A 20,883-nucleotide genomic window follows, 5' to 3' on the forward strand; every position below is an offset into this window, starting at 1 on the left:
TATAGCTATAGAGGTCGAGCGAAGCTCTAGCGAACCTCTAGCGAAGCCGGAGAAACCGCATTTTTAAAAACCTGGTCTGGTCTAAACAACTGTACCTTTTAGCAAGTGAAAAGCAGCTGGACGAATCCGTCCAGCTGCTAATATTTACACAACTGTCAGCACATTACAGAGCTATTACAGATTAACTAACTTCTTCGACCGTCTCTGCAATTATTTTCATAATGCCACCAGTAGAATTTGTCTCAATCAGATAGCCATTTAATTCAGTATAATTTTTTTTCGTTTTGTTATAAAAATCAACCAGGTCAGGATCATCTGACGGTAAAATTTCTGCATTAAGAATTGATTCTGCCGCGATTATCCCAAAATTCATTCTCGCCTTAAATAAATAAACCCCTTTAAATATAATCTTTGATTCAGGTCTATCATACCAATCTATATTCATCTCTATTGTATCCATATACCCCGGATTGCTACGATCGATATAAATGCTCTTAAGTATAGAATCATGCCAATAACAATTGTCAAAATCAAAACTCATAAAAATAATCTTAGTTGTTATGTGTTATCTACCTATATTCATCCACCATGGCCATTTATTCGGATCCATAATATGCTCTTTCCCTTGATCTAAATGAAAGTGACTATCATTGGGACCTTTTTTTCCAGTTGGAGTACCCGGATCGATACGAACTTTTTCTTGGTACTTTCCTGACTCATCTCTTGTTCCGTAGTTACCTGGTCGATGCTCGTGTCTATCTGCAATTTTTAAACTATTGTCGATATCCCGGCTTGTGTACAAATATCCAAAAGGATAACGCTTAGATAACGCTTAGATAACGCTAATGCTACGTTAATCTTACGTTCATGAACGTAGCATTAACGTAGCATTAGCGTTATCTAAGCGTTATCTAAGCGAACGGAAACCGGGAATCAGGTACAAAATGTCTTAGTACAGAAAAACCAGGGACAACATTCGGTAGAGGTTCGGTGAAGGTAGCCTAAAATGGATACAACCATGGAAACAATAATGCAATGCCCTATGGGTTCCCCAATAGATTCCCCGGTAATACGCAATAAAAAAGGGAGCGCCCCTTTTACGGAAGCGCCCCCTGTTGCATTCATCTATCGAATTAATACCCTGTATTCTGATACATTTTTACAGGATCAAGTTTATACTCATCAAACGGGATCGGATAATACCTGTCTTTCGTTGAGAAATTGCTCAGCTTCGCAATACCAAAAGACGCCTGGTCTTTCGCGTGGAAATAATCTACCAGCTCCTGTGCGGTGAACGTACGTAACAGGTCAAACCAGCGGTGATTCTCGAAGGCCAGCTCAACGCGGCGCTCATGCAGGATAGCCAGTTTCAGTGTAGGGAATTTTGCGTTATAGGCCGCATCCTGCATAGCAGTTGCGTAAGCCGGCATTCCTGCCCTTTCGCGCACCATGTCCAGGAACTGGATGGCAGTGGCGTTATCGCCCAGGTACATGTTCACCTCCGCCAGCATTAGGATCACATCTGCGTAACGGATCAGGACGAAGTCGTTGCCACCATAACCGTTCTTGCCGGCAGCATCGCTGACATCACGGAATTTAGTGATGTACCAGTCTTTCACGTTGCTGGCATTTGCGTAGTGCACAGAGAAATCCTTTCTCAGATCGCTGGCTTCATATTCGTTGATCAGATCACCGGTTACGTTACCGCCTACGCCACTGGCAGTTTTCTGTGAATTGATGGTTTCACCGTTAGCCTGGTTATTGGCTGCAATTTTGGAGGCATAGGTCGCATCACCCTGTTTGTAAACGATCTGCAGGATCAGCTCAGGGCAAGTACCTTTCTTGTCCACGCTGAAAACATCTGTGTAAGGAATGTCTTTCAGTGCGCCAAACTTACGCATGTCGTAACATGCCTGCAGGTATTGTTTTGCCTTTGCCAGATTTTCATCGCGCTTGCCGTTAGCGATGGTAGTCGCCATAGTCAGGTATACCTGTCCCAGCAATGCGTTGCCTGCCGCTTTGGATACCCTGCCGATATTAGCGCCTGTCTGGAAATCAGGCAGCGGACTATTCACCACATCCAGCAGGTCAGCTACGATCTGGCTGTATACGGCTGTATCTTTCGAACGGAAGGTATTCGCTTTCACCTCGTCGAGGCTCAATTGTTTTGTTACCAAAGGTACATCTCCCCATTTACGCACCATGTGGAAATAGATCAGTGCACGCATGAACTTCGCCTCTGCCGCATAACCTTTCTTTGTGTCCTCTTTGGCGAAAGTAACCTTGTCGATATTGGACAAAACGATGTTAGCCCTGGAGATAATCTGGTACATAGCCACCCAGTGTGATTTCAGATAGGTATTACTTGGCAGCAGGGAGAAATCACCGAACTGGAAAGGCTCGCCGGCGTTCGACTGATTGTCATTACGGCCGGTATTGTCAGAACGTTCTTCGCTGAACAATCCACTGCTTTCCCCCAGCGCATTGTCGCTTCTCAGGGACTGATATACACCATTTACGGCTGTTAGTACATCATTCTCGGTCTGGAAATAATTATCGACCGTCTGACTATTGGGATCTGTCTGGTTCAGGAAATCCTTGTTACAGGCGGATGTTGCCAGCACAGCTGCAAAACCCAGTATAATTGATATGCGATTCTTCATTTTTTTCAGTGTTTAAGCGTCAATAGATCAGAAACCAAGTTTAACACCGGCATTGTAAGCACGAACCAGCGGATACATACCATAGTCAACTCCTGGCGCCAGGTTCGGATTAGGACGGTTCCCGTTAAAATCTACTTCCGGATTATACCCTTTGTATTTGGTGATGGTGAATGCATTGTCTACACTCGCAAATAATGTTGCTTTTGATACACCCAGTTTTTCCTGTAATGCGCGGAACTTAAAGTTGTAGCCCAGTACAATATTGGTACATCTGAAATAAGATGCATCCTGCAGGTAGAAGGTAGACAGACGGGTACTGTTACTCTGTGTACCAGCGCGGGAAGCACGGTATACTTTACCATTGCCCGGCTGCGCAACAGAACGAAAGCGGTTCACCACATCAGCATACTGGTTGCCGGAACCTTCCATATTGTACAGGTAATAATCCTGTCCATCCAGCACCTGGTTGCCATAAGAGCCATTGAAGGAAGAAGAGAAATAAAAGTCTTTATAAGTGGCAGACAGGTTAAAACCGTAAGTGAACTTCGGATAAGGATTGCCGATCACATCTTTGTCAGCATCGTTCACTACATGATCGCCATTCTTGTCATAGAAGTACAGATCTCCCGGATGTAAAGGGTTAGAGCTGGACGCTGAGGGAGCCAGTGTTTTATAATTAGCTTCAGTAGCAACGCCCAGTACCCTGAAACCGTAGAACATACCTACGGGCTGTCCTGCCTGTGTAATATGTGTCAGGTAGGAACGCTCTGCCCCCGCTGTCAGGATCGTATTAGCACCTCCCATATCCAGCACCTTGTTACGGTTCACAGAGATATTACCCGCGAAGTTCAGGTGAAAATCCTTTCCGTCTATCACTCTTGCATCCAGCTGTAAGTCAATACCCCTGTTACGGATCTTGGAATCACGCAGGTTGGTCAGCACTGTTGTAACACCCGAAATAGCGGATACCGGTCGATTGAACAAAAGGTTATAAGAATAACTGAGATAGTAGTTGGCGATCACATTCAGACGGCCGTTAAACAATCCGATATCCAGGCCACCGTTGTACTGTGAGGTAGACTCCCAGCCAATCTTCGGATCTTTGATACCACCGGCGGAGGTACCTGTATTTACAGCACCGTTACCCAGCGGCACACCTGTAGGAGCGCTCATTACCTGGATAGAGTTATAGTTACCGATGTTGTTGTTACCACTTAAACCCCAGCTGGCACGCAGCTTCAGTGTAGAATGCTGTCCTAACCAATCGTGGTAGAATGATTCATTGGAGATGTTCCAGCCTGCTGCTACTGAAGGAAAATTACCCCAGCGGTTCTCACGGCCGAAACGGGAAGATGCATCTGTACGGAAAGAAACGGTCAGATAATAACGGCTGTCGTAATTGTAGTTGATACGTCCCAGGTAAGATACCAGTGTATAGGTATACTTGGAGGCAGTTGTCAACGTGAAGAGTGCAGCATCTGCACCTTTGGCGTTTAACTCCTGGATACGGTCATCCTGGAATCCCTGGGCTTTTACTTCCAGGGTATCACCTGTTGTTTTCTGTACACTATAACCACCCAGCACATCTAATTTATGCCTGTTGAACTGTTTGCTATAGTTAGCGGTGAACTCGCCCAACTGGTCTGTCATACTGATGTTCCTCGCTTTAGCATTGGCAGCGGCCTTGGCATCTGCAGAATAAGGCGCATTCACACCGCTACTCAGACTGGTTGGATAATAGTAGTCGTACTTCTCTGCATAGTTGGACATACCCAGGTTTGCCTTTACTGACAACTCAGGCAGCAGCTGATAAACAGCATATCCATTGTAAGTACCGCGATTGCCTTTACGACGGATGTTGATCTCCTGCGCTATTGCGAGCGGGTTTTCGAAGCTGTTATATCCATAAGTAGCAGACAGCGCAGCCACTTCATTCTTCACAATCTTACCATTGTCGTCAAAGGCGCGGTAAGTAGGCAGCATCAGCAAAGCAGCCATAATGGGATTGTGGTCCCAGCGGCCTTCTTCTGTTTCCTTGTTCTGGTTGTTGGTATAGGAAACGTTCATACCGGCTCTCAGCCTGGAGTTGATCTGACCGTCAATATTTGAGCGGAAGTTGATCTTCTTAACACCGGTGTTCAGGATAATACCATCCTGGTTCTGATAACCACCGCTGATATAATATTTCACTTCTTTGCTGCCACCGGAGAATGACAGGTTATGACGGCTGAATATCGCATTGCGGTACAGCAGGTCCTGCCAGTCTGTGTTATATTTCGGCTTGATCACCTTCTGACTGGCGAAATCATAAAAAGCAGGATCGATCTGAACGGAGTTAGCATTACCCACTTTCGCAACACGTGTAGCGTTGTCGTCAGAGAACATCGCATCAGTCCACTGGAGACCTTTGTTTACCACCAGGTCCTGATAGGAATTGTTCCTGCCGTCGATCATCAGCTGTGCAAAGCCGTCCGCGTCAAGCAGCTTCACTTTCTTAGCCAGCTGGTTCACACCCGACTGAATATCATACTCAAACTTACCTTTACCTTCCTTACCACGTTTGGTAGTGATCAGTACCACACCACTGGCAGCACGGGAACCATAGATCGCTGCAGAAGCCGCATCTTTCAGGATGTCGATAGACTCAATATCCTCGGGGTTGATATAAATATCATTGTCCATAGGATAACCATCCACTACATACAGAGGACTGGAACCGGCATTGATGGAACCGATACCACGTACACGGATCTTGGTGCTGGCATAGGGAGCACCGCTTACCTGCGATACCTGTACACCTGCCACCTTACCTACCAGCGCCTGTCCTACGGAAGGAGATGTCAGGTTCAATTCGCTCGCTTTCACACTGGAAATAGCACCGGTTACATCACTCTTCCTGATGGACTGGTAACCAATGGCTACTATCTCTTTCAACTGGCTGTTCTGCACCTTCAACTGCACGTTGATCATGTTTTCAGCGCCTACAGTTATTTCCTGCGGTGCATAACCGATAAAGTTGTATACCAGCACATCACCCGTATTGACGGTAATGGTGTATTTACCACTTGCATCGGTCGTTGCATTTTTCTTAGTATTCTTCTCATGAATGCTTACTCCGGGCACCGGCTGATTGTTCTCGTCAGTCACTGTACCGGAGATCACGATCGGAGTAGCAGCAACGGCAGCTACAACGGGCAGCACCGCTTTCTCCGCCTTCCTCTTTTCCACTTTCAAAAAGATGTGGTTTTCATCTACCTGCTTTACCGTACCCTGATAATCTTTCAGCAGGTCCTGGAATACGGTGGCCAGCATTTCATCATCAGCCTTATAGTTCACAGGTTCCATTGCATTGATCGCGGTAGCACTGTAGCCAACGGAAAGGCCTGTTTTCTGCTCGATGAGCAGGAATACATTTTTAAGCGGCTGATTCTTTACGTTTAAACTGATACGCGCTTTGCGTACCGTAACAGTCACATACTGGTTCTGCACATCATTTGCAAAACAGATCACGTGAGCAAAAAGAAATAAGACGAGCAGTCGTAACTGTCTCCTTGTTGTTGGCGCATTACATTTTATTCGCATGACGCAATATTGATTTTTATTTCATTGTTGTTTACGATGTAAGAGATCCCCGACAGCTGTTGTAGCAGCAGTAAAGCCTTGTCCAGCGGCTCATTCTTCAATTGTATAGTGTAGCGGCAGTTGTGCTTCGCCTTACCGGCGAGTGTAATATGTGTATTGTATTGTCTCTCGAGTACCTGTGCGATCTCTTCCAGTGAAGCCTGATCAAAGAATAACCTGTTCTGCTGCCAGCCTGCAATTTCATCTGCTTTACAGGGCTTCAGTTCGTGCTTACCAGATTGCGCTTCATAGGTCAGCAGCTGGTTTTTAGTTACACCAGTCGCCAGTACTTCCGTATGGCCCTGCTCCTCTTTTTCGATGCGCACCTTACCATTCAGTACAGCCACCTGCAATGCTTTATCGCCCGGGTATGCCTTCACATCAAAAGCAGTACCCAGCACTACGGTGCGAACATCTCCGGTATGTACTATAAATGGTTGTTTACTATTCTGTCTAATATCAAAGGTTCCCTGACCTGTAAATACCAGCTCTCTGGCGCTATCGCCAAAATTAGAAGGAATACTGAGCGTACTGCCTGCGTTCATGGTTAGTGTACTACCATCTGGCAGGGTCAGTTTCTTACGCTCCCCCTTTCCGGTTGTAACCGATGAATAAATAACGGGAACCGGCGCCTTCATATAGAACCTGTATATGAAGAGCAGACTGGTAAGGGCTACTACCAATATAGCGGCAGCACTGAGCATAATGTACCTTACAGATCCTCCCCTGCGTGGGAAGAGGGTGTGCATGGTATTGGCCACTGCCTCATCGGCGGCGGTTCTCATTTCTCCGGTATCGGGCAATTCTTCAAAACTGTCGAACCATTGCTGTATACGGGCTGTTTCCTCCGGCGTACACTGACCGGAGCGGTATTTTTCTAAAAGCGCTAACAGCGCTGCTTTGTCTGATGATGATGTTCCCATTCATCAGTAAAGTCCTCAAAAGTGAAAAGTGGTACCGTTAAGGAATTGTAAACTCAATGTTACCAACATGTAAACAAGCATCAGGAAGAAAGTGTAAAGGGACGCCGTTAGGGAATTGTATATTCCACGCTGCCAGGATGTAGACAAGCATCAGGAAGAAAGCGGCCAGGCGCAAGCGGATGCGTTTGAGTGCAAGGGAGAGATTATTCTTGACTGTTTGCTCGGAAAGCCCGTATTCAAGGGCGATTTCAGGGATAGATTTAGATTCCCAGCGACTGGATACAAATATCTTGCGCATGGTTTCATTCATCTTTGAGATCTCTGTTTCTACTTCTTCCCTGATCTCCAGGGATATCAGCTGGTCTTCTACAGGGTATGTGGTGGGTTCGTCTTTTTCCAGTAAAATGGTTTGTCGGGCCAGTACTTTTTTATTTTCTATCTGCCAGTCTATGATTGCATAATGTACAGACCTTTTCAGGTAAGCCGTTATATTATTAATAGTATGCCGGTTCTTCCAGCAGGAAATAAATACCTCCTGTAACAGATCTTTTGCATCATGTTCACTACGGATGCGCGTGTAGATATACTTGTACAGCTGTACATTATATCTATACATGATCGCTTCAAATGCTTTCTCATCGCCAGTTTGTGAAAGTGATAATAAATCCGCGTCTGTCAGGTTCTCTATCATAATAGTTGGCAGATATGCAGCACGAAATTATAAAGCGACCTCTTACTTATATGTTATGTTTACGTTAACAGGGTAAAAACAATAAGGGGCCGGCCTAAAGACCAACCCCGTTCCTTCATCATCTCTGTCAGGTTACAAGGGGAATTCATCATGGAAATTTCCTCCTTTTTCCATTGTTCCAAGTTCTGCTTCATTGCACAGACAATCCTCCAGTTCCCTTATAATAGTATCTTTATCCAGCCCTCTGCCAATGATCACAATTTCATTGTGCCGGTCACCGAAACGTTTATCCCATCTGTCTTCGATCTCGTCTTCATTGTCCAGAAATGATGCAAAACTTATCCTGTCCTGATAAGGCATACTACACCACCATACACCCGCACGTTCTGCACGCAGGCTGCCACCTGCCTGACTCCAGTTCAGGGCGTCATCTTTACGCGAAGCCAGCCAGAAGAGGCCTTTACTACGGATGATATTGGAATGCCAGTCGTTGTTCAGATAATGCCAGAAGCGTTCCGGATGAAATGGTTTCCTGCTGCGGTACACAAAACTGCTGATGCCGTATTCTTCTGTCTCAGGCGTATGATGCGACTTGTTCAGCTCTTCGATCCAGCCGGCACTCTGACTGGTTTCTTCAAAATCAAAAAGACCAGTGTTCAGTATATTTTGCAGCTCGATCTTACCAAAAGAGGAAGGTATAATGCGTGCATTGGCATTCATCTTCCTGATCACAGCCTGTAGCATACCCAGGTCTTCCGCAGTAACAAGATCCGTTTTATTCAGGATGATGACATTGGCAAACTCTATCTGGTCGGTCAGCAGGTTCACGATAGTCCTGTAGTCGCCTTCCATATCTGTGACCTGCCTGTCCTGCAGCGTTTCAATGCTGCTGAAATCACGGAGGAAATTAAAACAGTCTACCACTGTAACAAGGGTATCCAGTCTTGATAGCTGGCTCAGATCAATGGCATTGATTTCATCCTGGTAGGTGAATGTCTGTGCTACGGGCAGCGGTTCACTGATGCCGGAGCTTTCTATCAGCAGGTAATCAAACCGCCCCTCCTTCGCCAGCTTCTCTACTTCTATCAGCAGGTCTTCCCGCAGGGTACAACAGATACAGCCGTTGCTCATCTCCACCAGCTTCTCTTCCGTCCGGCTCAGTGTTTGTTCATTCTTTACCAGTTGTGCATCGATATTCACCTCGCTCATGTCGTTCACAATAACAGCTACTTTCAGCCCCTCCTTATTGTGCAGGACATGATTGAGCAAAGTAGTCTTACCGGCGCCGAGAAAGCCACTCAGCACCGTAACAGGTAGTCTGTTCGGGATCATATGTTATAGTTATTAAAATAGAAGGTCCGTACCGGGATAGTAGGCACCGGCAAGGTCTGTACAGTACTACAGTACTGCACTTCATAGCATTTGCATCTTTGTTGCAAATGTATACTATTTAGCATTAAAACCAAATCCTTCTTAAAATGATTTTTTGATATGATCAGTGAAATAGTACTTACGATCTATTTGCGCCAATAGGGCCAACAATAACCTGTACTTGACTTTTTGTCTATGACCAGGCCATTGTACCACTTAATTCCGGCCTTTGTTTATATTTTAAAATGCCCATATAGGAGCAATAAAACCCTAAAGACGGGCTAAAAACTTTCGTATATTTATCGGTTAGGCACAATTAAAACCGATACAATTGAGATACAAACACTTCCGCAACCTGTTCCGGCTATTTTCTCTTTTGATAATTTTTAGTGGATGTTCAAATTTAAAACAATCATCCGCCGGCAGTCAGCAACGTGAAGATATTTCGCAGGAAGGCATATATGCTGTCACAAATGTGAACATCATTCCGATGACGACGGATGCCACAATTATAAAGAATGCTACCGTCATCATTAAAGACAGGAAAATTGTATCCATCAATCAAACAATTCCCGCTAATGCTAAATTGATAGATGGAAGCAATAAATGGCTCATGCCCGGTCTTATCGATATGCATGTGCACAATGTGACAGATATTAGTTTCGGTTCAAACTATCCGACAAGAGGAGCTACCTTTTTTATAAACACGCAGGATTTTATGCTGCCTTATATCGCAAACGGTGTTACTACCACATTAGAATTAAGCGGCAGACCTGAACATTTTGGTCAGAGAAATGAAATTGTAAAAGGTAAAGTATTTGGTCCACGCATTGCATTGGCATTATTAATAAATGGTGGCGATGCAGGCATCGTTGCCAACACCCCTGCTGATGGCCGCCAGACTGTTCGCATTGCCAAGGCGGAAGGATATGATTTCATCAAGGTATATTCCAAACTTAATATTGAAACATACAAAGCGATAATTGATGAAGCCAGCAAACAGGGAATGAAAGTGGTAGGGCATATACCGAATGCATTTAAGGGAAGAACGGAAGAAGCTTTTGTGCCTGGCTTTGATATGGTGGCACATGCAGAGGAATTTTCCAAACAGACGGACGACTTCTCTGATGAGCAGGCCAAACGTTTTGCACAACTTGCCAAAAGGAACGGCACATGGCTATCGCCTACCTTAATTACCATGGTCAGCATTGCGGAACAGGCTCGTTCACTCGATTCAATTCGTAATCTGCCTGGCCTGAAATATGTGCATCCGCTGATACAAAGCAAATGGCTGACTGCCAATAACTATAACAAGGACACAAGTCCTGAGCGTGTCGCTTATTTCGAAAAACTAATTGCGTTTCATATCCGGTTGGTAAAAGCTTTCAAAGAAGCCGGTGTTCCGATGGTTGCGGGTACAGACGCGGGAACTTCAGGAGTTGTATGGGGCTTTTCACTTCACGACGAAATAGCACTTTTAGTTCAGGCAGGGCTAAGTCCGCAGGAAGCATTGGCTTCAGCTACCCGTTTACCTGCAACCTGGCTGGGAATTGAAGACAAAGTAGGAACGGTAGAACCAGGCAAATATGCCGACCTCATTCTGCTTGATGCAAACCCATTAGAAAATATAAGCAACACGAGAAAAATTGCCGGGGTCTTTGTAAATGGCAGATGGGTGAGTAAAGAAAATATAGATGCCTTGCTTGCTGATCTGGAAAAGAGGAATATTGCTGATAAGGATAAATATGATTGGAAGAAAAGAAATGAATACTGATACGACAACGGCTTTACGGGACAAAGAAGACCAGCAGCTACTAAATTTCCCCTCATTTGAGGAACATAGTGTAAAGCCCAAACCTTGCCCTCCATGTTCGTTCATAGGAATAGGTATTTAGGTAAAAAAAGTAAATTTGAGCGTATTGCTACGCAACATCGACAGTAGTAACGCTATCAGCTTTACCTATGAAGTTTGAACAAGAAGACAATCCCCACTAAAACAGCCGTGAGGCCGATGGCTACCATCTTAAAATGCCGCCAGGGCTTTGATTTATTTTTTAATTTGAGCGCCAGCCATACCCATAAGAGTCCTCCAAGTATAAGCACCAAACCTGTCCATCGATCGTCGTCCATAGGAATAGGTAGTTAGTTAAAGTAAGTAAAGTTACCGGCGCAATATATAAAATAAACACAATAAGTAGTTACTCTTGAAGTTGCGGAGGTTTACTATCTCCAGCTGCATCCGGTTAAAAAGTCAACGACCTGCTCCTACCGGGAAACGTGATATCCCAACAATTTTTCGTAAATTAATAGATAAGAACCCAACGCTTCAACAGCCACGTTATCTATCAGTCAGGATTGTTAATCAACTAAAACGTAACAGATGAGAACCCCTTATTTTCTAATGGTGGGCGTAGTCGTTATACTGTCCACTTCCTGTCGTAAAACAGATACCCTTCCATTTACACCTCCCCGGCAGAACCCGCAGGAGATCATTCCCAAATCAGCTATCAATGCATTTGTCAACCAGCAACTGGAAACACATGGTTATTTCGATTGGAAAATGGCCAGTGATACAATGGTCTGGAGCGCGCTGCTGCATGGGGATAGTATTTTATCCGTAGGATATTCCACGGCATCCGGCGCAGCCGAAATATTACAACTAATCGGAGAAAAGGAAGACATTACTTCGGGAAAAGACCAACGTACTTCCACTGCCGACAAACTACGTTTTCTGAACGTACGCGTCAGTCATTTTGAAACGGTCAGGGCATTGCGTGCCTCCCCCAGGGTGCGTTATGCAGAACCCATCGGATATGGCGCATTTATGCGCGATATAAGCCCCAGAGACGCCGCAGCAGCATCAGATATCCTTGCCTCCGGTTGCGGCTATAATTCGGCTAAAACCGACCTTGTAGCGGGTGCTGATTACACAGTGACATCCCCCGCAGCGAAACTCTCCTGGAATTATCCCTATCACCGGATAGAACAGGCCTGGCAGCGGTCCACCGGACAGCATATCAAAGTGATGATCATCGATACCGGTGTGAGTCCGCAGCAGGAAAACCTGGGCAATATGTTCAACCAGGGCTTGTCTGCCGGCAGGACCATACAAAAACTGGGCACTTACTACAATGGTAGCCCTGACGATCCCTGCGGACACGGCACCAGCATGGCCGGTGTACTGGCAGGCCCCAGAGGCACTGATGGCAACACGGTGGGTATCGCCTACAACTGCGATCTCATTACTGTACATGCAGCGGAGAATGTAGTACTCCTCTCTACAGACGCCATCAACGGCGTTACCAATGCCTATGTGCTGGGAGCCGACGATCCCGCAGTGAAGATCATCAGTATGAGTATGGGTACTATCTTCAGTTCCGGCCAGATCAAAGATGCCCTCAGTTATGCATACAGTAAACAGAAACTGATGTTTTGTGCTGCGGGTACTTCCACCTCTTTCTTTGCCAGTTTTGTCGGCGTGATCTTCCCTGCTAATCAGCCACAGGTGATTGCAGTGACAGGTATGAAAGATAATCTGAAAGACAGGTGTGATGATTGCCACACCGGCAGTAAAGTGGACTTCGCTATCGTCATGCAGAAATCTTCTACAGGCAGGAACCCGCTGAGCATAGCCATGACCGGGGATGTGCCTTCTACTGTTGGCGGCTCTTCTGTGGCAACGGCCAGCTGTTCGGCTATAGCAGCGCTTATATGGAGTAAGTATCCAGGCTACCCGCGTGACAGTATCATTGCGAGGATGGCAAGGGCATCCAGCTTTGCCAATAGCAGGAGCAGTAAATTCGGCTGGGGAATTATTAATGCGGATGCAGCTGTTGGCCTATGATCATCTTTTGAGGATCTTGTCCTGCAGGATGCGCTGCATGATCTCTTCTTTCTGGTAACGGGACACTGGTACCTGGTAGCCAGAAATCCCGAGCGTATTGCCTTCTATGGCATCAATCTTGTCGATAGCGACAAGATAAGACTTGTGCGGCTGTACAAATTTATCAGCCGGCAGGCGTTCCTGCAACATCTTCAAAGTAAGGTGCGTGATCAGCTTTTTATCTTTTGTGTAGATGACGATGTAGTTCTCCATACCCTCCGCAAATAGTATATCTGCTATCACCACCTTCTCCAGCTTGTTGTCTACCTTGACGAAGAAGTACTCCTGCTGCGGTTTCACCTGCTGCTGCAGGCTGAAATAGTCGAAGGCCTTATTGGCTGCACGCAGAAAACGATCGAAGGAAACAGGCTTCAGCAGGTAGTCCAGGACTTCCAGTTCATAGCCCTGCACAGCGTACTTTTCGTATGCCGTGGTAAAGATCACTTTAGGCGGATTCGCCAGTGTCTTCAGGAGATCGATACCTGAGAGGTAAGGCATTTCTATGTCCAGGAACAACAGGTCTACCTGTTCCTGTTTAAGGAAGGTGTTTAACTCTACGGCACTCTCGCATACAGCTACAAGTTCCAGGAAATCTATCTGTCCTATATAGCCTTGTAATCCTTTTCTTGCATAGGGCTCATCATCCGTGATGACGCATCTGATCTTCATCTTCTTCAGTTATTATTGTCTGGTAAACGACAGGTTCAGGTTCTATGGACAACGCGACGCTGAAAGTACGCGCTGTTTTGTTGATCTCAAATGTATGTTTTCCCGGGTATAAAAGCTCCAGCCTGCGTTTCAGGTTCTCCAGCCCTATACCGCCGGCCTTTACAGGCATGGTGATCTTGGGAATAGCATTCTCTACTATAAAGTGTATGCGCTCATGTTCCAGTGAGGCTTTGATATTGATCCAATACTCTCCGCCTACATACTTGAACGCATTTTCCACCAGGGGGAAAAGCAATAAGGGATATACCTGCTGGTCGTAGAGGTCCGGGTCCAGGTGAAGGTTCAATACCAGCTTGTCTGAAGCCCTTACTTTCTGCAGATTGATGAAACTATGCAGGTACTGTATTTCATGCCGGATAGAGACGGTTTGCTGCTGATCGTATAACTGGTAACGCAGCAACTCCGAGAACTGTTCTACACTTTTCTTGGCAGCGTTGACGTCTTCATCCATCTGGAAATAAATGGTATTAAGCGCATTAAAGATAAAGTGAGGATGCAGCTGGGCCTTCAGGAACTTAAGCTCTGCCTGCAGCTGGTTATTCGTGACTTCCTGCAGCTTCACCTTATTGCTGACATAGGCCTGCAGAAAAGTATTGCTCCGGCTTACGCCATAATAGATCAGTGAATATAACAGAGGGATAAGATTAATATCTGCCACATCATACCATTGCGCACCATCATCTGTAAAAGCGGCCATCGGCAGGATGATGAGGTTCTGGAACAGCACTGTCATCATAAGGATGGCGCCCAATTCCTTCAGTACTCTCTTCCTGTAATCATCCATATCCGCCCAGTGCGTATCAAAGTAGCGATACATGTAATGATGGGCGCCTATCAGGAGATAGCCAAAAAAGATGCAGGCGGTGATCTCAAACAGGTTCAGGCCTAATGGTCTTTCCCAGAATTTCATACCAGTAACAGTATCCAGCAAAAGCCGGATACTGAAATAGGTGATAAGGCCATAAAAGGCCGGTAAATAATATCTGCGAAAATTACTCATGCGATTCGCTTGTTTTATGATGATACCGGTAATAGTATACCCTCTTCTGTTGCTTCTCGTTGCCCCTGCTGTTGTTTCCTCTCCTTAGCTTTTGCCAGCGGCTTCATGCCGAATAAAAAGCGGCAAACGGGATAAGGCCGTATCAGCAAATGAAAAATACCCATCGACAGGATAAAGGTGCATATTACGATGAACAGGTATTTGGTCCCGATCGTATCCGACGTTTGCACAACATAATATGCAAGGATAACAATAATTGTCTGATGTAAGATATAAAAAGGGTAAACTGCCTGGTTCAGATAGTTCAGTGACGGATGTGGTTTATCGAGGTATTTCTTACCATAACCGATAGCGGTGAGCACCCATCCCCAGGCACATATTGCCCTCAGTGCAAGATACGCATAAGTACGCGGATCATGTTCCCAGTTGATCAGTGTATCCCATGGCTCCAGATCATTCCAGCGCAGGTAATTGATCGTTATAATAGACAGCAGGGCAACCAGGAAGGAAGTACGCCGGTTATTTTCCAGGCTGTTCATCAGCGTAGGTTGTGCAATGCAGATAAAACCCGGCAGCAGGAAACATAACCAGTAGAAGAAATAACACCCGTCATGCACGAGGTCGTTCGTTTCAGGATATTGTCTTGCCAGCGCCGCGTAGAGCACAATACCAGGCACTGCGAGCAGGTATACCCGTTTCCCCTTATCCAGCCATTGCAAAGCGCTGCGGAAGGCCGCTCCTTTGGCAGAGACAATCCAGACGAATACAGGTGCAAAAAGAATATCATAGATCAGGAGGTAGACTACAAACCAAAGGTGATGCCAGCTGAGGTTTCCTTTAGGATATGCTCCCGTTGTGAACATATGACCATAAAACTGCCAGAAATTACCTTTAAAACCCTGTGTGACACGTTCCAGGTAGACTTGCGGAGGAACAATGACGAGGATACCAAGGATCACGGGAATGAGCAGCCTTCTGACACGCAGGCCAATAAAGCCACCGCCTGTCCGGTGTTGCAGCATGAAGTAACTGACAGTACCGGAAATGAAGAACAGTAATGGCATCCGGAACAGGTGCATCCAGTGTATCATTTCCAGGAAAATATTACTGGTTTCCTTGTTCCGGATATGCCAATCCAGTTCGGCTCCAAAGGGCATGGCAGAATGAAAGATCAGTACGCCAAAGATGGCCAGTATACGCAGCCAGTCGAGATAGGCTTGCCTGGTAGTAGTATGAATTTGCATAGCAGGGTATTTTAATGCTAAAGTATCCCTGCCGGCAAACCTGGTAAACTTTCTTTGACATGTGGCAGGCTTCCCGGGGTCAATAGCAATATTTACCCAGGAGAAGAGTATATATCCGCCGCATTCAGCTCCGTCAGGAGCGTTGTGTTTGTAGCGCGGGGTTTCAACCCCGGGGACAACCCGGGAACGGATTATTATAGAGATAAATTCCTCATGAGGGAATAGATTATAAAATCAAATAAGGTTTTTATAGGATAAAACTACTCTGTGAAGGCGATGGTTATGAAGTCAGCGGCTATGAAAAGTAACAACGGTGGTGTACAGGGAGTGAGGAGATTGTGCGTATATGCGACAACCATTTAGCAGATCAAATATAGGGGAAAAGAGTTGAAAAATTGCATCGGCCAGCTATCTTTTAATCTGAAATAAAACAAAATATTATCATGCGCATTTTTTAATAATCCCACAAGATGCCCATTTACCCCGACATTTCCCAATCAGATAAAGATCCCAAAGAATATGTAATTTTGCCGGCAAATGATCTTATGACCGGAACTGTCCTTATAATAGATGATGAAGAGAAACTGCGCAGCCTGATGAAAAGGATTATTGCATTGGAAGGCTTTAACGTAGTGGAAGCCGGCAATATTAAAAGTGCTCAGAAAATAATCGACAAGGAAGAAATTGACGTAGTACTTTGTGATGTAAAACTACCCGATGGTACCGGCGTCGACTTCTCTAAAACGCTGAAAGAGAAATATCCTTCTATAGAAATCATCCTGCTGACGGCCTACGGCAATATCCCCGACGGCGTACAGGCAATCAAGAACGGCGCGTTCGACTACCTCACCAAGGGTGATGACAACAACCGCATTATCCCGCTGCTGAACAGGGCTATTGAAAAGGTCCAGTTACAGAAACGCATTGAGAAACTGGAAAGCCAGGTAGGCAAAAAGTACAGTTTTGACAGCATCCTCGGTACCTCCCGGCCTATCCGCGACGCCATCGAGCAGGCCAATAAAGTAGCTCCTGCCGATACGACCGTCCTGTTGCTGGGTGAAACCGGTACCGGTAAAGAAGTATTTGCTCAGGCTATTCATAATAATAGTAAGAGAGCCGGTAAACCATTCGTGGCACTGAACTGTAGCGCCTTTAGCCGGGAATTGCTGGAAAGTGAGCTTTTCGGTTATAAAGCGGGCGCCTTTACCAATGCCAACCGCGATAAAAAAGGCCTGATCGAAGAGGCCAATACCGGCACCATCTTCCTGGACGAGATCGGGGAAATGCCAGCCGATCTGCAAAGCAAGCTGCTCAGGGTACTGGAAACCAGTGAATTCATCAAAGTAGGCGATACGAAGCCCACCAAGGTCAATGTAAGGATCATTGCAGCTACTAACCGCGATCTGAAAGAAGAGGCCGAAAAGGGGCATTTCCGTGAAGATCTGTACTATCGTCTGAACGTCTTTGCCATCACCCTGCCTCCTCTGAGAGAGAGAAAGAAAGATATCCCTGCCCTGACGGATTTTTTTGTCGGCTTCTTCTCTGCCAAGATCAACCAGCGCAGACCACAGGTCACTCCTGCTTTCGTCGAAAAGCTCCAGCTCCATGAATGGAAAGGTAATATCCGTGAGCTGAAGAACGTTCTCGAAAGAGCCGTGATCCTTGCCGGAGGCGATGATCTATCCGTAGAACATCTCCCGCTGGATCTCCAGATAGCAGATAAATCCATTACCGGACTTTCTTCCTTTGATCTTGCCAGCGTAGAAAAGCTGCATATTATCAAGGTATTACATCATACCAAAAACAACAAGACTGAAGCCGCCCGCCTGCTTAATATCGGCCTGGCTACCCTCTATCGTAAGATCGAGGAATACGGGATCAATACTCAGTTATAAACTACGCGCAGCGTAGTCCTTCTGTTCTCCCGGTGTTCAGCCTCCGGACAAGGCACATCATTTCCGCAAGGATTGACAAGTTCACTTTCTCCCAGGTTCTCATAATAGAGCCTGCGTGGTGACACCCCTTTTTTGATAAGGTAATCTATCACAGCATAACAACGCAGGGCCGACAGCTTGATATTGTATTCGTCCGTACCACGGCTATCCGCATAGGAACGTATCATCAGTTTCCAGTGAGGATACTGCTGTAACACTACTGCCACCCTGTCCAGCGTTTCCCTGGATTCAGTCAACAGTATGGCGCTGTTATAATCGTAGTGAAAACGCAGTTCCTGCAACTTATGTATCACGGCACTGTCAGTCGGACTGAGCGTTGGCTTACGGGGCGTATTGTCGGCAACCGTCTTTTCAGACGCTTTAGTAGTATTATCAGGAGCCGGCGCTGGTGGTTTACCCGCAGAAGGGTCGGTCAGCTTTTCTGTAAAATGCGTTTCCAGGAAATGATATATATCGTCCCCTCCTCCACCGCCGTGACGATTGGAAGCAAAATAGCCTTCATAGTTATTACCTTTCATAATAAAGCCCAGATCATCCCCACCCGAGTTAAAGGGACTACGGAGATTGCGGGGCTGACTCCATGCGCCACTGCTTCCCTCTGACCGGAAAACGTCAAAGCCACCCATTCCGGGATGGCCTTTGCTGGAGAAGTAAAGTACGTCCTGCTCGTTGATAGTAGGAAAAGTCTCATCATAGCGGGTATTGATCACAGGGCCACAGTTGACAGGTACTCCCCATTGGTTATTGGCCTGCCGCTCACTATACCAGATATCCATTTTACCTATACTTCCCGGCCTGTCGGACACAAAATAGATGACGCTGCCTATACTATTCAATACCGCATTACCGGTATAACTACCGGCAGCATTCAGCGTTGTGACAGGCGCCAGCGGAGACCACTTGTCCCCTTTCTTGAAAGACCAGTAAAGCGACATTAAACGGCGGCCGTTCACAGGCCCTTTCTTTTTCTTATCCGCCATGTCTTTACCATCTGCATTGAGAGTGACGTATACCGTGTCCTCCCTGTTATTAAAGCATACCGGACCTACATGGTAAGGTAGTTTACCCAGCAGGTCCGGTAGTATTTCTTCCAAAAAGGTATTTGCCCTGCTACCCTTGGCATATTCTCTGAAAAGATATGGTTTAAAATAAGGCTGATTGACCCGGGGATCCATATCAGGATTTCTTTCTGACCCTGTCGTCAGGGCCATTTTACGATACCCGTTGGATTCCAGCAACAGGCCCCCTTTCATTACCCCACTTACCCAGTCATCGCCCACGGTACTCAGTTCCTTGATATTTTCCAGCGCATAGGTTGCCACAGTATCTTTCTTCCAGACCAGCGCACTGTCGCAACCCGCAATAGCCATATTTTTCCATTGGACCTCATCTGCATTGGCCGGATTAAAACGGGACAGGTATAACCTGGCGGTATCATACTCTCCCAGGTTCTTCTGTATCTCGCCATATGCGGCCATAATGGATGACGGACAACCGGGATGCTCGATCATACGCATATACCAATACCCGGCCTCTGCAAACCGGGCCATTTCCCGGTAGCACTGCGCCGTCTTTTCCAGTAGCTTAAGCGGCGCTTTCCTGCCCTTCTTATTTGCCAGCCTGCCATATAGATTGGCAGCAACGGCATATTCTTCACGAACAAATGCTTCATCCCCCAATTCCATCAGGCTTTTCTCTTCCTGCCCATATAAGAGCACGGGGCAACAAAGTAAAATAATCAATTTAACGAACCAGCAACGTAACATATTAATCCCCCTTTTAAAAATAACGTGGACTCGATGTACTGAACTTCTTCTGCGGGAATAAAATACCTAGTGATATCTCGTGCGATCCACCCTGTGTTCCCGCAAGTTCATTGATATTTAAATCATACGCATAACCTATGCGCCATTTTCCTCCAATATAGTATTCGACAATGGCACTGGCAGCATTCAGCGATTCCAGCCCATTGGGCAATTGTTTCTTCCAGACAGGTACTGCCGTGCGGAAAGAACCGCCGATCCAGAATACCCTGTCGATCAGCAACATGGCATTTACATCCAGGTTAGTCGGTCCCTTAAAATCATCCTTGATCATGAGGGACGGTTTCAGCTGCAGATGTTCAGACAGTGGCAGCATCACACCTGCCGTCAGGTAGATATGCTGCGACTTCCGGATATTCTGATAGTTATATCCTTTCCAGGCATACTTAGTGCTGGTATACCTGCTGAACAGATCCATCACTGAGAGACCTGCATAAAACGAAGGTGAGCTATAATAGACGCCAAACCTGGCATCGGGCGTATAGGCGTTTACCCCGCCTCCGGGGAAAACAGGATCGTCGCCATCAAAGTATGCCAGCGTATTCCCTTCCAGGTGATACTGCGTCACCCCTACTCCCAGCCCGAAGCTTAAACGGCGTGTCTGTTCCGCATCCAGGGGAATGCGGTAGGCATAAGAAGCATAAAGAGAATAAGACTTCTGCGGCCCCACCATATCTGCCATCAGCTGTACCCCGAGTCCAATACCGGCTCCTGTTTTGAGCGGGCGAAACGGACCATCATAAGATACTCCCGCCGTGATCGGTGCCCCGGGAAAACCAGTCCATTGCTGCCGGTAGATATTATTAAGATACCAGGCATCTTTGTATCCCGCATAGGCAGGATTTACACTCAAGCCGTTAAATACGTACTGGCTGAATTGTACGTTCTGCTGGGCACCAGCCCGCAACCCGGCGATGATCAGTAACCCCGTATACAGTCCTTTTCTTAAGCACATAACCGTTTGTTTTGTAAAACAAAAA

General features: G+C 46.2%; 14 protein-coding genes. 3 read left to right on the forward strand and 11 right to left on the reverse strand.

Translation table 11 applies throughout. The annotated features are described in order from the left end of the window. Positions 1–181: 181 nt before the first annotated feature. The 6 genes from F3I09_RS30565 to F3I09_RS30590 all read right to left on the reverse strand — a co-directional run bounded on the left by F3I09_RS30565 (position 182) and on the right by F3I09_RS30590 (position 9,230). Positions 182–460 (reverse strand): hypothetical protein, encoded by a 279-nt coding sequence (locus F3I09_RS30565; RefSeq protein ID WP_149698852.1) that lies wholly within the window; start codon positions 458–460, stop codon positions 182–184. Positions 461–1,133: 673 nt separating this feature from the next. Beyond that, positions 1,134–2,663 (reverse strand): RagB/SusD family nutrient uptake outer membrane protein, encoded by a 1,530-nt coding sequence (locus F3I09_RS30570; RefSeq protein WP_149698853.1) that lies wholly within the window; start codon positions 2,661–2,663, stop codon positions 1,134–1,136. 27 nt (positions 2,664–2,690) lie between these two features. Then, complete coding sequence (locus tag F3I09_RS30575; RefSeq protein ID WP_149698854.1) at positions 2,691–6,245, reverse strand: TonB-dependent receptor; 3,555 nt, start codon at positions 6,243–6,245, stop codon at positions 2,691–2,693. After that, positions 6,236–7,207: a FecR family protein gene (locus tag F3I09_RS30580; protein ID WP_149698855.1), complete on the reverse strand. Its 972-nt coding sequence runs from the start codon at positions 7,205–7,207 to the stop codon at positions 6,236–6,238. The genes F3I09_RS30575 and F3I09_RS30580 overlap by 10 nt, the downstream gene beginning before the upstream one ends. A 37-nt stretch (positions 7,208–7,244) precedes the next feature. Next, a complete protein-coding gene (locus F3I09_RS30585; protein ID WP_149698856.1) occupies positions 7,245–7,898 on the reverse strand; it encodes an RNA polymerase sigma factor in 654 nt (217 codons plus the stop codon). 132 nt (positions 7,899–8,030) lie between these two features. Next, positions 8,031–9,230, reverse strand: coding sequence for a GTP-binding protein (locus tag F3I09_RS30590; protein ID WP_149698857.1), 1,200 nt, complete (start codon positions 9,228–9,230; stop codon positions 8,031–8,033). A gap of 370 nt (positions 9,231–9,600) precedes the next feature. Here F3I09_RS30590 and F3I09_RS30595 point away from each other — a divergent pair, with 370 nt between their 5' ends. Both F3I09_RS30595 and F3I09_RS30600 read left to right on the forward strand, forming a co-directional pair. After that, the gene (locus F3I09_RS30595; protein ID WP_149698858.1) at positions 9,601–11,043 is read left to right on the forward strand and encodes an amidohydrolase family protein; all 1,443 of its coding nucleotides are present in this window, start codon (positions 9,601–9,603) and stop codon (positions 11,041–11,043) included. 606 nt (positions 11,044–11,649) lie between these two features. Beyond that, a complete protein-coding gene (locus F3I09_RS30600; RefSeq protein WP_149698859.1) occupies positions 11,650–13,113 on the forward strand; it encodes a S8 family serine peptidase in 1,464 nt (487 codons plus the stop codon). Here the strand turns inward: F3I09_RS30600 and F3I09_RS30605 are convergent, their stop codons facing one another. The 3 genes from F3I09_RS30605 to F3I09_RS30615 are packed head-to-tail and all read right to left on the reverse strand — an operon-like array spanning position 13,114 to position 16,125. Then, a complete protein-coding gene (locus tag F3I09_RS30605; RefSeq protein WP_149698860.1) occupies positions 13,114–13,821 on the reverse strand; it encodes a LytTR family DNA-binding domain-containing protein in 708 nt (235 codons plus the stop codon). Next, positions 13,793–14,881, reverse strand: a complete 1,089-nt coding sequence (locus F3I09_RS30610; protein ID WP_149698861.1) for a sensor histidine kinase — start codon at positions 14,879–14,881, stop codon at positions 13,793–13,795. Before F3I09_RS30610 ends, F3I09_RS30605 begins: the two co-directional genes overlap by 29 nt. 14 nt (positions 14,882–14,895) lie before the next feature. Further along, entirely contained in the window at positions 14,896–16,125 is a 1,230-nt protein-coding gene (locus F3I09_RS30615) for an acyltransferase family protein (protein ID WP_149698862.1), read from the reverse strand. Between the two features lie 545 nt (positions 16,126–16,670). Here F3I09_RS30615 and F3I09_RS30620 point away from each other — a divergent pair. Continuing rightward, on the forward strand, positions 16,671–18,020 hold the full coding sequence (locus F3I09_RS30620; RefSeq protein WP_149698872.1) for a sigma-54 dependent transcriptional regulator: 1,350 nt from the start codon (positions 16,671–16,673) through the stop codon (positions 18,018–18,020). On the opposite strand, the gene F3I09_RS30625 is transcribed toward F3I09_RS30620, so the two are convergent. Then, on the reverse strand, positions 18,011–19,846 hold the full coding sequence (locus tag F3I09_RS30625; protein ID WP_149698863.1) for an OmpA family protein: 1,836 nt from the start codon (positions 19,844–19,846) through the stop codon (positions 18,011–18,013). The genes F3I09_RS30620 and F3I09_RS30625 overlap by 10 nt on opposite strands. Before the next feature lie 13 nt (positions 19,847–19,859). After that, positions 19,860–20,858 carry a type IX secretion system membrane protein PorP/SprF gene (locus tag F3I09_RS30630; protein ID WP_188134022.1) on the reverse strand — a complete coding sequence of 333 codons (999 nt, stop codon included), beginning with the start codon at positions 20,856–20,858 and terminating at the stop codon, positions 19,860–19,862. Between the last annotated feature and the right edge of the window lie 25 nt (positions 20,859–20,883).

The sequence above is a fragment of the Chitinophaga sp. CF418 genome, from assembly GCF_900142925.1.
Taxonomy (GTDB): domain Bacteria; phylum Bacteroidota; class Bacteroidia; order Chitinophagales; family Chitinophagaceae; genus Chitinophaga.